General features: G+C 56.9%; 11 protein-coding genes and 1 tRNA gene. 8 read left to right on the plus strand and 4 right to left on the minus strand.

Translation table 11 applies throughout. The features are described 5' to 3' along the window. Position 1 precedes the first annotated feature (1 nt). The 6 genes from sapB to F3J39_RS04750 all read left to right on the plus strand — a co-directional run bounded on the left by sapB (position 2) and on the right by F3J39_RS04750 (position 5888). A complete protein-coding gene (gene sapB / locus F3J39_RS04725) occupies positions 2-967 on the plus strand; it encodes a putrescine export ABC transporter permease SapB (RefSeq protein WP_039384506.1) in 966 nt (321 codons plus the stop codon). After that, positions 954-1844 (plus strand): putrescine export ABC transporter permease SapC, encoded by an 891-nt coding sequence (gene sapC, locus F3J39_RS04730; RefSeq protein WP_039384510.1) that lies wholly within the window; start codon positions 954-956, stop codon positions 1842-1844. Before sapB ends, sapC begins: the two co-directional genes overlap by 14 nt. Next, positions 1844-2839 carry a putrescine export ABC transporter ATP-binding protein SapD gene (gene sapD, locus F3J39_RS04735; protein ID WP_039384513.1) on the plus strand — a complete coding sequence of 332 codons (996 nt, stop codon included), beginning with the start codon at positions 1844-1846 and terminating at the stop codon, positions 2837-2839. Before sapC ends, sapD begins: the two co-directional genes overlap by 1 nt. After that, complete coding sequence (sapF, locus tag F3J39_RS04740; RefSeq protein WP_039384515.1) at positions 2839-3642, plus strand: putrescine export ABC transporter ATP-binding protein SapF; 804 nt, start codon at positions 2839-2841, stop codon at positions 3640-3642. Before sapD ends, sapF begins: the two co-directional genes overlap by 1 nt. A 141-nt stretch (positions 3643-3783) precedes the next feature. Next, on the plus strand, positions 3784-4572 hold the full coding sequence (fabI, locus tag F3J39_RS04745; protein ID WP_039384517.1) for an enoyl-ACP reductase FabI: 789 nt from the start codon (positions 3784-3786) through the stop codon (positions 4570-4572). Positions 4573-4766: 194 nt separating this feature from the next. Continuing rightward, positions 4767-5888 (plus strand): oxidoreductase, encoded by a 1122-nt coding sequence (locus F3J39_RS04750; protein WP_166713871.1) that lies wholly within the window; start codon positions 4767-4769, stop codon positions 5886-5888. Here F3J39_RS04750 and F3J39_RS04755 read toward each other — a convergent pair. The 4 genes from F3J39_RS04755 to F3J39_RS04770 all read right to left on the minus strand — a co-directional run bounded on the left by F3J39_RS04755 (position 5879) and on the right by F3J39_RS04770 (position 10645). Continuing rightward, positions 5879-6775 (minus strand): LysR family transcriptional regulator, encoded by an 897-nt coding sequence (locus F3J39_RS04755; RefSeq protein WP_039384523.1) that lies wholly within the window; start codon positions 6773-6775, stop codon positions 5879-5881. The genes F3J39_RS04750 and F3J39_RS04755 overlap by 10 nt on opposite strands. Before the next feature lie 510 nt (positions 6776-7285). Beyond that, positions 7286-7717 carry a cell envelope integrity TolA C-terminal domain-containing protein gene (locus F3J39_RS04760; protein ID WP_223811752.1) on the minus strand — a complete coding sequence of 144 codons (432 nt, stop codon included), beginning with the start codon at positions 7715-7717 and terminating at the stop codon, positions 7286-7288. A gap of 541 nt (positions 7718-8258) precedes the next feature. Then, positions 8259-8333 (minus strand) — tRNA-Lys (locus tag F3J39_RS04765). A gap of 722 nt (positions 8334-9055) precedes the next feature. Then, the gene (locus F3J39_RS04770) at positions 9056-10645 is read right to left on the minus strand and encodes a PTS transporter subunit EIIC (RefSeq protein WP_166713872.1); all 1590 of its coding nucleotides are present in this window, start codon (positions 10643-10645) and stop codon (positions 9056-9058) included. 242 nt (positions 10646-10887) lie between these two features. Here F3J39_RS04770 and F3J39_RS04775 point away from each other — a divergent pair, with 242 nt between their 5' ends. Both F3J39_RS04775 and F3J39_RS04780 read left to right on the plus strand, forming a co-directional pair. Next, positions 10888-13197, plus strand: a complete 2310-nt coding sequence (locus F3J39_RS04775; RefSeq protein WP_039384537.1) for an FdhF/YdeP family oxidoreductase — start codon at positions 10888-10890, stop codon at positions 13195-13197. Positions 13198-13321: 124 nt separating this feature from the next. Beyond that, positions 13322-15256 carry an exoribonuclease II gene (locus F3J39_RS04780; protein WP_145339047.1) on the plus strand — a complete coding sequence of 645 codons (1935 nt, stop codon included), beginning with the start codon at positions 13322-13324 and terminating at the stop codon, positions 15254-15256. Positions 15257-15417 lie beyond the last annotated feature (161 nt).

The raw sequence follows: 15417 nt of genomic DNA on the forward strand, positions 1-15417 counted from the left end.
GATGATTATCTATTTACTGCGCCGTTTGCTGCTGCTGGTGATCACCCTGTTTCTGCTGTCGCTGGTGAGCTTCAGCCTGAGCTATTTCACCCCAAACGCGCCGCTCGAAGGCGCGTCGCTTCTCGATGCGTGGTGGTTCTGGACCCAGGGTTTGCTGCAGTTTGATTTTGGCGTCTCCAGCATTAACGGGCTGCCGGTTGATCTGCAGCTGCGTGAAGTCTTCCCCGCCACGCTGGAGCTGTGCGTGCTCGCGTTTATGCTCGCGCTGCTGGCCGGTATTCCGCTCGGTATCTGTGCCGGGGTCATGCGTAAAAAATGGCCGGACAGAGCGATCAGCGCGCTGGCGCTGCTGGGCTTTTCCATGCCGGTATTCTGGCTGGCGCTGCTGTTTACCCTGTTTTTTTCACTAACGCTCGGCTGGCTGCCGGTATCGGGTCGATTCGACCTGCTTTATCCGGTGCAGAATGTCACCGGGTTTGCGCTGATCGACGCCTGGCTGAGTCCGTCGCGCTGGCGTCATGAGATGCTGCTGAGCGCGCTGTCACATATGGTGCTGCCGGTGATCGTGCTCGCCGTGGCACCCACCACCGAAGTGATCCGGCTGCTGCGCATCAGTACCAGTGAAGTGATGGATAAAAATTATGTTAAAGCGGCGGCTACCCGCGGCCTGTCGCGCTTCACCGTAATCCGCCGTCACGTGCTGCATAACGCCCTGCCACCGGTGATCCCGCGGCTGGGACTGCAATTTTCGACCATGCTGACGCTGGCGATGATCACCGAAGTCGTTTTCAACTGGCCGGGTCTGGGACGCTGGCTGATTAACGCCATCCGCCAGCAGGATTATGCGGCCATTTCCGCCGGCGTAATGGTGGCGGGCGGGCTGGTGATTATCGTCAGCGTTCTCTCTGATATTCTTGGCGCCGCCCTGAACCCGCTAAAGCACAAGGAGTGGTATGCCCATCGATAACGTTTACGCCGAGAAGCGGCTGCCAAGCACGCTGCGCCTCAGCTGGCATCACTTCTACCGCGATACGGGCGCGATGATCGGCCTGTATGGCTTTGGCACGCTGCTGCTGCTCTGCCTGTTTGGCCGGCTGATCGCGCCGTATGGCATCGATCAGCAGTTTCTGGGCTATCAGCTGCTGCCGCCCTCCTGGTCACGCTACGGCGACGTCTCATTTTTCCTCGGCACTGACGACCTGGGCCGTGATGTGCTGAGCCGCCTGCTGAGCGGCGTGGCACCGACGGTGGGTTCCGCGCTGGTGGTGACGCTGCTGGCCGCGCTGGCCGCGCTGCTGCTGGGTATTCTGGCGGGCATGACGCGCGGCGTGCGTTCCGCCGTGATGAACCACGTGCTGGATACGCTGCTGTCAATTCCGTCACTGCTGCTGGCGATTATCGTGGTTGCTTTTCTCGGGCCGCAGCTGGCGCACGCCATGCTGGCGGTGCTGCTGGCGCTGATCCCGCGGCTGGTACGGGAGATCTACACCGCCGTGCACGATGAGCTGGAGAAAGAGTATGTTGTGGCGCTGCGTCTGGACGGCGCCCGCAATCTCAGCATTCTCTGGAACGCGGTGCTGCCCAATATCCTGCCGCTGCTGATTGGTGAGTTTACCCGCTCACTGTCGATGGCAATCCTGGATATCGCCGCGCTGGGCTTCCTGGACCTGGGCGCACAGCTTCCTTCGCCGGAATGGGGAGCGATGCTGGGAGATGCGCTGGAGCTGATCTATGTTGCGCCCTGGACGGTGATGCTGCCGGGTGCGGCGCTGATGATAAGCGTCCTGATTGTTAACCTGCTGGGCGACGGTATCCGTCGCGCGGTTGAGGCGGGAGCTGAATAATGCCGCTACTGGATATCCGCAACCTGACGATTGAGTTTATGACGCCCGAAGGGCCGGTCAAGGCGGTGGACCGCATTAACCTGACGCTGAGCGAGGGAGAGATCCGCGGGCTGGTGGGGGAATCAGGCTCCGGAAAAAGCCTGGTGGCTAAAGCGATCTGCGGCGTAACGAAAGATAACTGGCGCGTTACCGCCGATCGTATGGTGTTTGACGACATCGATCTGCAGCGTCTTTCGCCGCGCGAACGGCGTAAAATCATGGGGCACAATGTCTCGATGATTTTTCAGGAGCCGCAATCCTGTCTCGATCCCTCGGAGAGCGTCGGCCGCCAGCTGATGCAGGCGATCCCACGCTGGACGCATAAGGGCCGCTGGTATCAGCGCCTGTGGTTCTGGCGCAAAGCACGCGCTATTGAATTACTGCATCGGGTAGGTATTCGCGATCACAAAGATATTATGCGCAGCTTTCCCTACGAACTTACCGAGGGCGAGTGTCAGAAAGTGATGATAGCGATTGCGCTGGCAAATCAGCCGCGCCTGCTGATTGCCGATGAGCCGACTAACGCCATGGAGCCTACCACCCAGGCGCAGATATTTCGCCTGCTGAGCCGCCTGAACCAGAATAACAACACCACGATTCTGCTGATCAGCCACGATCTGCGCACCATGAGCAAATGGGCTGACCGCATTAACGTGATGTATTGCGGACAGACGGTGGAGACCGCGCAGAGCGAAGAGCTGATGAGCACGCCGCACCACCCCTACACGCAGGCGCTGATCCGCGCGATGCCCGATTTTGGCAGCGCGCTACCGCACAAAAGCCGTCTGAACACGCTCTCCGGCGCGATTCCGTCGCTGGAGCATCTGCCGATTGGCTGCCGGCTTGGCCCGCGCTGCCCCTACGCGCAGCGCAAATGCGTTGAAACGCCGCGCCTGACCGGCAGTAAATCGCATCTGTTTGCCTGTCACTTTCCGCTTAACCGGGAGCGTCAGTAATGGAAACCCTGCTGGAAGTACGCAACCTGAGCAAAACCTATCGCTATCGCACCGGGCTGTTTCGTCGCCAGCACGTCGAGGCGGTAAAAAATGTCAGTTTTACGCTGCGTGAAAAGCAGACGCTGGCAATCATTGGCGAGAACGGCTCCGGCAAATCCACGCTGGCCAAGATGCTGAGCGGCATGGTTGCTCCGAGTGCCGGTGAAATGCTGATTGACGATCATCCGCTGAGCTATGGCGACTACGGCTATCGCAGCCAGCGCATCCGGATGATTTTTCAGGACCCGTCGACCTCGCTGAATCCGCGCCAGCGCGTCAGTCAGATCCTCGACCTGCCGCTGCGTCTGAACACGGAGCTGGATGATGAGGCGCGCGAGCAGCGTATTATCAGCACGCTGCGTCAGGTCGGGCTGCTGCGCGACCATGCAGGATACTATCCGCATATGCTGGCGCCGGGCCAGAAGCAGCGCCTGGCGCTGGCGCGGGCGCTGATCCTGCAGCCCAAGGTGATCGTGGCCGATGAGGCGCTCGCCTCGCTGGATATGACCATGCGCTCTCAGCTGGTTAACCTGATGCTGGAGCTGCAGGAGAAACATGGCATCGCCTATATCTACGTCACGCAGCATCTTGGCATGATGAAACATATCAGCGATCAGGTGCTGGTGATGCATCAGGGTGAAGTAGTTGAGCGCGGCGGCACCGCAGATGTTTTAGCCTCGCCGCTGCATGAGCTGACCAAAAGGCTCATCGCCAGCCACTTTGGTGAAGCGCTGACCGCTGAAGCCTGGCGGCGCGCGCTCTGAATGCCGCCCGTCTCGCGGAAAACGCGGTGCGGTTTACCGTATTTGACACAGACGTGCTAGAATCCGCACGTCGATTAACGTCGGTCGTATACTTTTTAATCATCGCGACCGCCAACAACAATGACCATAAGGATTACAGCTATGGGTTTTCTTTCCGGTAAGCGCATTCTGATTACTGGCGTTGCCAGTAAACTCTCCATCGCCTACGGTATTGCGCAGGCGATGCATAAGCAGGGCGCAGAACTGGCTTTCACCTACCAGAACGACAAACTGAAAGGTCGTGTGGAAGAGTTCGCTAAAGAATTGGGTTCAGACATTGTTCTGCCTTGCGATGTGGCAGAAGATGAGAGCATCACTGCCCTGTTCACTGAGCTGGCAAAAACCTGGCCAAAATTTGACGGTTTCGTGCACTCTATCGGCTTTGCCCCGGGCGATCAGCTGGATGGTGACTACGTCAATGCCGTGACCCGCGAAGGTTTTAAAATCGCGCACGACATCAGCGCTTACAGCTTCGTGGCAATGGCCAAAGAGTGCCGCGCGATGCTGAACCCGAATGCAGCCCTGCTGACCCTCTCTTATCTGGGCGCAGAGCGTGCTATTCCAAACTACAACGTTATGGGTCTGGCGAAAGCGTCGCTGGAAGCTAACGTACGCTACATGGCTAACGCAATGGGTCCGGAAGGCGTGCGCGTCAACGCCGTATCTGCGGGTCCAATCCGTACCCTGGCTGCCTCCGGCATCAAAGATTTCCGTAAAATGCTCTCCCACTGTGAAGCGGTTACCCCGATTCGCCGTACGGTGACCATTGAAGACGTAGGTAACTCTGCGGCCTTCCTGTGCTCCGACCTGGCAGGTGGTATCACCGGTGAAGTTGTTCACGTTGATGGCGGCTTTAGCATCGCTGCAATGAACGAGCTGGAACTGAAATAAGTTCTGCAGGGGCGAGCCTGACTCGCCCCACTCCCTCTCTGACCGCACTATATACCCATTCGATATTAATTATTCCCCTTCATTCTTTTGCCTGCGCCTGACCATCAGCGACGATAAGCCTGCCCCCGAGTGGCGACACGCTTTTCAGAATTTCCCGTCGTACGCTCAGCCCGAATTTAGCGAAAGGATGGATTATGGAACAACGCCGTTTTACCGGCCATAACCTCTGGCTGTATGAAAGCCAGGCTCGCCCATACACCTCCACCACCGCCCCGCTGGTCCCCGAGGCCGCCCTGGTTAACGATCGATTCCTGCTCGGCCTGCAGCAGGAAGCAACGGTTTTACAGCCGCTGTTTCGCCATTTTCAGCCGGCGCTGCTGGCGGCTCGCGATGTAAGCCAGCTGCTGTTTCCTGACAGCCTGACGGCATCGCACACGCATACGCTGACACTCTACGACCGGCTGAGCGCGGCCCTGACGGTCGCCCAGGTAGCGGGCGTTCAGCGCCTGTGCAATCACTACTCAGCGCGCCTCAACCCGCTCCCCGGTCCCGACTCTTCCCGCGAGAGCAACAATCGCCTGACGCAGATGACGCAGTATGCTCGTCAGCTGGCGATGCAGCCGGCGCTGATTAACGCTCACAGCCTCGGCGCGCTGGAGGCGGTGGGACTGACAGAGCCCGATATCATTACGCTGACCCAGATTATCGGTTTCACAGGATTCCAGGCGCGGATGGTGGCTGGCGTGCAGGCGCTGCTGGCACAGCCGGTACGCTGGATCCCCGGCGCATCAGTGCCGCCCGACGCCTGCGCCACGCTGTTTGCTGAAGATAATCTCTGCTCGCCCGGGCTGAAGCCGCTGGAGCGACGCTACGCCAGCCCGCAGCAGCTGAGCGCGCAGGCTGACTGTCTGAACGATAGCGATCTGGAGCCGCTGAGCTGGCTGCTGATGTATGATGCGCCGGTTCTGAGCGGCCTGCAGCGCCTGAAACAGCAGCTGATGCCGGTTAACCCTGAGGCGGAGGCGCTGGCGCTGGCGGTCAGCGCGCGTATTCACGGCTGTCGTCAGCGTTTTACACGCTACGCCGGTGAGTGGCGGGAAGCGTTGCTGGCTGACGCTGCGCATAATCGCGACGCGGTGGCTGCGCTGAGCGGGCAGCTGACGCGTCAGCCCGATCGGTTTAGTGCCGCCCACCTGCAGCCGCTGATCAACAGCGGCTGGGATCATACCGCCCTGTTTACGCTGTTGCAGAGAGTGGCGCTGGCCAGCTGGGAAGACCGGCTTACTATGGCGCTGGCAGAGACGCGTCAGTCATGAAGATGGCGGCGCGCCTCATCAAAAAAGTGCTGCGCCAGCGGTGAGGCACGTCCCGGCTCTGCGATTACCAGCGCAGCCTGTCGTCCCATTGGTGCCATATCGATCGGGCGGCGTGCCAGATTCTGCAGCAGCTCTGGCAGCAGATGCCCGCACGGTGAAACCATCACGCCGAGGCCAACCTGCGCGCTCTGCAGCAGCTGCATAATGGATGCGCTCTCAACTATTACACGCGGCAGCAGGCCGGTTTCGCGCAGCTGCCCGTCCAGATAGCGCCGGAAATAGCGCGTGGGTTCAGCCAGACAGAGCGGCTGCGCTGCCAGGGTATGCAGTGAGAGCCGCTGCTGCTTCAGCAGCGCCGGAAAGTGCTGCGGGTTAAAAATCGCTTCCACCCCGCCGTCGTTCAGCAATGCCGTCTGAAAATGCAGCTCGCGCAGAGCGGTGAGCTCAAAAAAGCCGATCCCGCCGTCGACGGTATGGCTGTTTAGCGCTTCCAGTAGCTGATCGGCGCTCATCGCCGCGACGCGGTAGTCCAGCTGAGGATAGCGCGTCTCGACCGCTTTAAGCAGCGCCGGCAGCGCCACGCTGCACTGCGGCATCACGCCCAGCCGCAGCGTGCCGTTTACGCCATGTTTGAGAGATTCAACCTCCAGCTTCAGTCCCTGATAGACGGAAACAATTTCCCGCGCCCAGGTCAGCACCCGCTCACCTTCCGGGGTAAAGCCGTCAAAGTTATTACTGCGGTTAATCAGCGATAACCCCAGCTCACGCTCGAGGTTTTTGAGCCGCATTGAGAGCGTGGGCTGGCTGACAAAACTCGCTTCTGCCGCCCGACCAAAATGGCGCTCCCGCTCAAGATTACACAGGTAAATTAATTGTTTTATGTCTATTTTGATTACCTATCAATGACTTATGAACTATAAAACATCTGATAAAATTATTATGTACTAACCTGCGTAATAAATAAAAAATTGCTCAGATACAGAGTGCGGATCATCAGGTAGCTCAGCATGAATGTCAAAATGAAACATCTCTGTTCCGCACCTCGCACGTTACCTTCTCATTACGATGACATCATTCAGCGGCTCACCTTCGATCAACTCACCCTCTTCTTTCACCAGGCTATTGCGATACACCTTCCCCGGTCCTGAATAGCCGTTCTACTGATACGCAATCCTGTTTCCAGGCTTTACCGCTGCAGCTGAGACCTGCTCCCCATTGATTAATACACCGTGATGTGGCAGATGCCTGGCTTATTAATTCCAGCAAAAAACCGCCTGGGGGCGGTTAAAAAAACGGTGTGAATTGCTGCTCTTTGGCTGAATTACAATCTGCCAATGGCCGCTACTCCTTGCTGGATAATTCGTTAGCCGATTTTCTCCAGAGAAGCCCGGCTCTTTCTACTGAGGTGCGACACGAACTGGTATAACTTCATTCATGCTTTTCGGACGCATAGGAAATGTTTCTGACTCTATGGCTCCCTTTATAGCGTCGACTGCTGCAGCACAGAGCTTTTGGTTTCCTTCAAGCACCATGACATCCGTAGGCTGCTGGCCTACTGGCTGTGTAACTTGCAGGGTGCAGATCTTGCCTCGGTATAGATCAGTATCAAAGAGGCGATATTGTATGGCAGAAGTGAACTGGCATACCCACAGAAGTGTATCTCTGTCTGCTTTCGCCTGAGGAATTTGCGACTCACATTGATTCTTCAACTCGACCGCAGTTGGAAATTTAGAAGATTGCTTCGCCTTTAGTCTGGCCTGAGATTGCGGATTAGACTGACAACCAGCCAGCAGTACGACAAGAGCTAAAAAAAACGATTTTTTCATCATGGCTTCCATGCGGGTAATTTGGTCTCTTATATCACCCAAATTACCCGCATGGAAAGTTGCACCTAACCAGGGCTAACATTCCCTGAATGCATCGTGCTGCGAGGCTCTGTTTTCGTCAATCCTGCTGATGGATCTCAATTTGCCGTTGCATTTATTCAGTGAATCCAGCAGCAGGAAGTTAAGCAGGATGCTGTCACCCCAGGTCGTCAGTTTCGGAAGAGCCGGCACCGGGCAATTACTGAGCAGGCTTGCCGGTATCGGCAGCTGCGGCTCCTTTTCTGTGCAGGGATTGATGACAGGGTGAACAGAACAAGCCCGGTTAAACTTCTCACTGCCACCTGAGGAACTTCCCTGATCCTTCCCGCCGCTAAATGCCCGATGCAGCTTTAGTTGATCATAATGAGAAGGCCGCGATTACGGCTATTCGCGTGTAAAAGATGCTCGCTGTCTAACGGATAGATTTGAAATCGCTTTGAGTGGCGGGGGTGAAAACGAAAAAGGCACTGCCGATGCAGTGCCTTTAATGTTGCAAAATGAGGGCTGGACCGCCGTCGGGGATTTTAACCCCGCTCTCTGCCCTAAGTAGCCAGCGCTCTGTCCAATGAGCTAACGGCGGATAACTGCGGTGCCAGACGTTTTCAGATTGCTGTTAAAGCAGCTGGTGAGCCTCACCCAACGGCAAACTGATACTGCCCGCGAAGGCAATTTAACGTATGACCTGATTATAACATATTGGTTACCCGACGATGCCGGGACAGAGCAAACAGAGGGGCAAGCGCGGTCTGGCCAGCTGTCAGCTGGCTCTGCCTGAGCCGGTAAGCGATACGGGCTGGGGGATAACTCATAAGCATTAATGATAAATAAACATTTACTTATAGGATTATTCTGATACATTAGGTGTGCAAAGATTGCACACAGCAAAAGGACTATAAAAATGAAAAAAGTCGCCACGCTTCTGGTTTTAACTGCAGCATTTGTTTTTTCAACGGCAGCGGTTGCCTGTCCTAAAGGGACCCACCCTCACGGCGGTACCGGCTCGCACCATGCTGGCGGTACGTGTTACTGATTCCTGTAAGTGCGTTTACAGGATAAAGAGCCAGCGTTGTTCTCAGCCAGCCCACCGACAGGTGGGTTTTTTTATGCACTCTGCGCTTCATAACCGGTAAGCGCTGCGCACAAAAAAGCTGCCCGCAGGCAGCTTCAGGGTAATGCCCTACCCGGCGCTTATCTCCGGCACTCGCAATGGCTTAGCTCTTGAAAGGGCAGCGTTACTATCGCAAATATCCGCCCGACGCTTTTAACAATGATTGCGATCCTCACTATTAGCAGGCTTACAAATCAGCTTACCCCGAGCGCCTGTTTGACTTCATTCGCAATTTTTTCAACCTGCGGGCCATAGATCACCTGCACATCATGTTCCGTCACGCGGTTAACGCCGTTAGCTCCGGTGGAAAGCAGCGTCTGATCAACTACCTCATTCATTGCCTTGACGCGTACCCGCAGGCGGGTAAAGCAGCAATCGACTTCCTCTATATTCGCTTCGCCGCCCAGACCGCTGATAATGACTCTGGTACGCTCGTCTGCCGTGACCTGCGGCGCTTTCTGCTCATCTTCACTCTCGCGTCCCGGCGTCTCTACCCCCATACGCGTGATGACCAGGCGAAACAGATAGTAATAAAGCGGCGCGTAACAGGCACCCAGCACCAGCGTCCACCACCAGTGGGTCTTACTGCCGCCGAGAATGCCGAATACCACCAGATCGATAGCGCCGCCCTGCACGTTGCCAATCATCAGGTGCAGCATCGACATCAGCATAAACGAGAGGCCGGTCAGCAGCGCATGCAGCACATAAAGTACCGGTGAGACAAAGATAAAACAGAACTCCAGCGGCTCAGTAATACCGGTGGTAAATGAGGTCAGCGCCCCCGCCAGCACCAGCGCTTTTACCCGCTGCTTATGCTCCGGACGGGCCGTATGGTAGATCGCCAGGGCGGCGGCCGGCAGACCAAACATCATGACCGGGATTTTGCCCTGCGCCAGAAACTGCGTGGCGGTGCGTACGGTGTCATCCGGAATCGCCCCCGGATGCGTCAGCGAACTGTTAAAGATATTGAGCGCGCCGACGACGCTCTGTCCCTCGACGGTGGCTATCCCGCCAATCGGAGTAAAGCGCACCGTCTCGTTCAGAATATGGTGCAGGCCGGTCGGGATCAGCAGCCGTTCGCACGCTCCCAGCAGAAAGGCGCCATATTGCCCGCTTTTACCAATCATCTCTCCGACCCAGGCAATACCGGCTCCGATAGTTGGCCAGATGAGCGCCAGCAGCACGCCCGCCAGCGGCAGCACAACCACGGTAATAATCGGCACAAAGCGGCGTCCGCCAAAAAAGCTGATCGCCACCGGAAGCTGCTGAGTATAAAAGCGGTTGTGCAGTACTACCGTAAGCAGCCCGGCAATCACCCCGCCCAGTACGCTCATGTTGTAGGTAAAAATGCCCAGCATCTGGATATATTCTGCCGACAGCATCATCGCGCTGGTTTGATCCATCCCCGCCTGCTGCAGCGCCTGCGGCGTGGTGGTTGCGGTGGTCAGCCCTTTGGCTGCCAGGGTGGCGCTGATGCCTGTGTTCATCATCAGATAACCAATGACGGCGGCAAAAGCGGCCGTGGGTTTCTCCGCTTTCGCCAGCCCGATTGCGCTGGCAACGGCAAAGAACAGCGGCAGGTTGGCAAAAAGTGCACCGGCAACCTTACGGATAAAGCCGATGATCAGCTGTGGCACCTGCATCTGTGCAAAGGCTTCACCGGTGATCGCCGGGTTCTGCAGCGCGGCGGCCAGTCCGAGAAATATGCCAGCGGCGGCGATAACCGAGATAGGCATCATCAGCGCTTTACCAAACGCGTGGATCTGGCTGGTGAGTTGTTTCATGACGCGCTCCTTCACACGGTGAAAGAGCAATTATTAGCCACTATTACGCTGCTTACGCAGCCGCGTGTCTCTCAGAGCTGAGGTAATTTGAAGTAGATCACAGTTTGCCGCCATGGCGATAAACGCCGCCTATCGCTCAATTAAGTCAATCAATTAGACAACCTCTGTTCTCAGTCGCACACTTCTTTTCAACACAAGACATATTCTGATAACAACTCATAAACAATAAGCCTGCGACTACCATGAAATTTAAACGTAAAATTCAGCCTTACCGCGCTGCTGCTGGCGGCTGGGGTTCACTGGAAGCGACCACCCGTTTCGTATTTGACAGCAAAGCTGCCCTGAAAAATATGCGTAATCTGATGCGCATGAACAAAGCGCGCGGCTTCGACTGCCCCGGCTGTGCCTGGGGCGATGATAATAAAAGTACGTTTAGCTTCTGTGAGAACGGCGCCAAAGCGGTGACCTGGGAAGCGACGCGACGCGTGGTCGAGCCTGAGTTTTTTGCTCAGCACAGCGTCAGCACGCTCTATCAGCAGAGCGATTATTTTCTCGAGTATCAGGGGCGTCTGACGCACCCGATGCGCTATAACAGCACCACCGATCACTATGAACCCATCAGCTGGGATGCGGCGTTTGCGCTGATTGCTCAGCACCTGAAAGCGATGGACCATCCCGATCAGCTGGAACTCTACACTTCCGGGCGCGCCAGCAATGAAGCCTCCTGGCTCTATCAGCTGTTTGGTCGTGTGATGGGCACCAATAACTTCCCTGACTGTTCCAACATGTGCCATGAAGCCAGCGGCAGCGGCCTGAAACGCAGCATCGGTGTCGGAAAAGGCACCATTCGTCTCGACGATTTCGATCACGCTAACGCCATTTTTGTGCTCGGGCAAAACCCGGGGACCAACCATCCGCGCATGCTGCACAGCCTGCGTCACGCTGCCGATCACGGCGCTAAAATTGTGACATTTAATACCCTGCGTGAACGTGGTCTGGAGCGCTTTGCCGATCCGCAAAAGCCGCTGGAAGTGGTCACATCCAAAGCCGGCACCATCAGTTCCGCCTACTATCAGCCCAACCTCGGTGGCGATATGGCCGCCCTGCGCGGCATGGTGAAAGCGCTGCTGGAAGTGGAGCGCGCGCGCCTTGCTGCCGGTGAGCCGGGCATTTTCGATCGGACGTTTATCGCCGCAAACACGCAGGGCGTTGAGGCCTATCTGGACGCGGTAGATAACACCTCGTGGCAGCAGATTGTGCAGCAGTCGGGCCTGAGCGAAGCGCAGATCCGCGAAGCGGCGGCCATTTATCAGAGCGCGGAACGGGTGATTATCACCTGGGCGATGGGGATCACGCAGCATAAGCACTCCGTCGACACCGTACGCGAAATCGTCAACCTGCAGCTGCTGTTTGGTCAGCTGGGTAAAAAAGGTGCCGGCCTCTGCCCGGTACGTGGCCACAGCAACGTGCAGGGCAACCGCACCATGGGTATCGATGAAAAGCCTTCTAAGCCTTTCCTTGATGCCATGGGCGCCCATTTTGGTTTTGAACCCCCGCGTAATGCCGGTCACAACACCGTTGAAGCGCTGGGCGCCATGCTGCGTGATGAAGTGAAAGTGCTGATTGCTCTCGGCGGCAATCTGGCGGCGGCAGCGCCCGACTCTCCGGTTACGGAAGCCGCGCTGCAGCACTGTGGTCTGACGGTGCATATCAGCACCAAGCTCAACCGCAGTCATCTGGTGCCGGGTCATGAAGGGCTGATCCTGCCTACGCTGGGCCGCACCGAGCGCGATCGTCAGGCTGGTGGTAATCAGTTCATTACCGTTGAGGACTCATTCAGTATGGTTCACGCTTCAGAAGGCGTGGGCATCCCGCTGGCGGAGACGCAGCGTTCAGAAACCGCCATTGTGGCAGGTATCGCCCACGCGACGCTGGGCAGCGATCATATCGACTGGCTCGGCATGGCGGCGGACTACAATATTATCCGCGATCATATCGCCGCAACGATCCCGGGCTTTGCTGATTTCAATACAAAGTGCGACCAGCCTGGCGGTTTTTATCTCGGCAACGCGGCGGCAGAGCTGCGCTTTAATACGCCATCGCAGCGTGCTGAATTCAGCGCGTCCGCCCTGCCCGACTCGCTGTTTCCTCAGCTCGGCAGCGACGTGACCGTGCCGTTTACGCTACAGACGCTGCGTTCACACGATCAGTACAACACCACGATTTACGGTCTCGACGATCGCTATCGCGGCGTCTATGGTCAGCGTGAAGTGGTGTTTATTCATCCTGAGGATATGGCGGCGCTGGGCTTTACCGAAGGCCAGCAGGTGGATATTGAAACTCTCTGGAATGATGGCCTGACCCGTCGCGTCAGCGGCTTTAAACTGGTGCCTTACAACATTCCGCGCGGGAATCTCGCAGCCTACTATCCGGAAACCAACCCGCTGGTACCGCTCTCAAGCTACGGCGATATCAGCGGAACGCCGACCTCTAAATCGGTGCCGGTGAAGCTCACGCTTAGCGCCGCCCTGCCCACGCAGCGTATCGCCTGATTACGCGTTATTCTCTGAAACAAAAGCCGCGCTCTGCGGCTTTTTAACCCGTTTTAACCTTGCCGCGCGCCCCTGATTCGCGTAAAACTGTCCACCGCTCTTAGGCCACGAAACTGACTAAATTATGTTCCAGGATAACCCGCTGCTCGCGCAGCTGAAAGAGAAGCTTCACGCGCAGACTCCGCGCGCCGAAGGCGTTGTGAAAGGCACAGAAAAAGGCTTTGGCTTCCTTGAAGTTGATGCTCAGAAAAGCTACTTCATTCCGCCACCGCAAATGAAGAAAGTGATGCACGGCGATCGTATCACCGCGGTGATCCACACCGATAAAGATCGTGAAAGTGCAGAGCCGGATACCCTGATTGAGCCGTTTCTGACGCGCTTCGTCGGCCGGGTGCAGAAAAAAGACGATCGTCTCGCCATCGTGCCGGATCATCCGCTGCTGAAAGATGCCATTCAGTGTCGCGCCGTGCGCGGTCTGACGCACGATTTCCAGAACGGTGACTGGGCTGTGGCTGAAATGCGTCGCCATCCGCTGAAAGGCGATCGCGGCTTTTATGCTGAGCTGACTGAATTTATCGTTACCGCAGACGACCACCTGGCGCCGTGGTGGGTCACGCTGTCGCGCCATAACCTGGAGCGCGAAGCGCCAGAGAGTGAATGCGGCGGAATGCTGGATGAGCAGCTGACGCGTGAAGATCTCACCGCGCTGAACTTTGTCACCATCGACAGCGCCAGTACGCAGGATATGGACGATGCGCTCTATGCGGAAGCGCAGGCGGATGGCAGCCTGCTGCTGACCATCGCTATTGCCGATCCGACCGCTTACGTAGCGGAAGGCAGCGAGCTTGATAAGCTGGCCGCCCGGCGCGCGTTTACCAACTACCTTCCCGGCTTTAACATTCCTATGCTGCCGCGCGAGCTCTCCGATAATATCTGTTCGCTGCGCCCGCATGAGAAACGTCCGGTACTCGCCTGCCGGGTGACGGTCCAGCCGGATGGCGCACTCGCTGACGACGTGCATTTCTTTGCAGCCTGGATTGAATCCAAAGCCAAACTGGTTTACGACAACGTCTCAGACTGGCTGGAAAACAGCGGCAGCTGGCAGCCGGAAAATGAGGCGATTGCTGAGCAGATCCGTCTGCTGCATCGTCTCTGCCTGGCGCGCAGTGAATGGCGTCAGACCCATGCGCTGGTATTCAAAGATCGCCCCGATTTCCGCTTCCTGCTGGGAGAGAAAGGCGAAGTGCTGGATATTATCGCTGAACATCGTCGTATCGCTAACCGCATGGTTGAAGAGGCGATGATTCTGGCCAACATCTGCGCGGCGAACGTGCTGCAGAAAAAACTGGGTTTTGGCATCTACAACCTGCACACCGGCTTCGATCTGGCCAACGCTGAACAGGTAGCCGGCGTGCTGGCTGGTCACGGCATTACCGTCGATCCGCAGGCCATTACGACACTGGAAGGGTTCCGTCAGATGCGTCGCGAACTCGACGCGCAGCCGACTCAGTATCTCGACAGCCGCATTCGCCGTTTCCAGAGCTTTGCTGAGATTGGCACCGAACCCGGCCCGCACTTTGGTCTGGGTCTGGATGCCTATGCAACGTGGACCTCACCGATCCGTAAGTTTGGCGATATGATCAACCATCGCCTGCTGAAAGCTATTGTGCGCGGTGAGAGCATTGCCCGTCCGCAGAGTGACGTTACGGTTATCATGGGTGAGCGTCGCCGTCTTAACCGGATGGCTGAGCGCGATGTGGGTGACTGGCTTTATGCGCGTTTCCTGACGCCTTTCGCCGGCAGCGAGCGCAAATTCAGCGCCGAGATCATTGATGTATCGCGCGGTGGTATGCGCGTACGCCTGCAGGAAAACGGTGCGGTGGCCTTTATTCCGGCGCCGTTTATTCATGCGGTACGCGATGAGCTGGTCTGCTCGCAGGAGAGCGGCACGGTGCAGATTAAAGGTGAAGTGGTGTATCGCGTCACCGATATCATTGATGTCACCATCGCCGAAGTGCGCATGGAGACCCGCAGCGTGGTTGCCCGCCCGGCAGCCTGACGGCGCTCATAGTGCGGGATAACAGCTGTTATCCCGCCTCTTCTTTTCTGCTCTGCTTTAAAATTTGTATCGCGCTTCACACTTCTGCTTTTACTACCTTTCGTTAACATTTTTTTACCTTACTTTTAACTCGTTGTATTTCGCTTGCCTGTTTTTCCGGC

This window comes from Pantoea sp. Acro-807 (genome assembly GCF_011752675.1).
In the GTDB taxonomy this organism is placed as follows: Bacteria; Pseudomonadota; Gammaproteobacteria; order Enterobacterales; family Enterobacteriaceae; genus Pantoea; species Pantoea eucrina.

Coding starts and splice junctions, on each gene's coding strand:
- sapD (WP_039384513.1), top strand. CDS start 1,844: ATGCCGCTACTGGATATCCGCAACCTGACGATTGAGTTTATGACGCCC.
- sapC (WP_039384510.1), top strand. CDS start 954: ATGCCCATCGATAACGTTTACGCCGAGAAGCGGCTGCCAAGCACGCTG.
- F3J39_RS04775 (WP_039384537.1), top strand. CDS start 10,888: ATGAAATTTAAACGTAAAATTCAGCCTTACCGCGCTGCTGCTGGCGGC.
- F3J39_RS04760 (WP_223811752.1), bottom strand. CDS start 7,717: ATGATGAAAAAATCGTTTTTTTTAGCTCTTGTCGTACTGCTGGCTGGT.
- sapB (WP_039384506.1), top strand. CDS start 2: ATGATTATCTATTTACTGCGCCGTTTGCTGCTGCTGGTGATCACCCTG.
- F3J39_RS04780 (WP_145339047.1), top strand. CDS start 13,322: ATGTTCCAGGATAACCCGCTGCTCGCGCAGCTGAAAGAGAAGCTTCAC.
- F3J39_RS04750 (WP_166713871.1), top strand. CDS start 4,767: ATGGAACAACGCCGTTTTACCGGCCATAACCTCTGGCTGTATGAAAGC.
- fabI (WP_039384517.1), top strand. CDS start 3,784: ATGGGTTTTCTTTCCGGTAAGCGCATTCTGATTACTGGCGTTGCCAGT.
- sapF (WP_039384515.1), top strand. CDS start 2,839: ATGGAAACCCTGCTGGAAGTACGCAACCTGAGCAAAACCTATCGCTAT.
- F3J39_RS04770 (WP_166713872.1), bottom strand. CDS start 10,645: ATGAAACAACTCACCAGCCAGATCCACGCGTTTGGTAAAGCGCTGATG.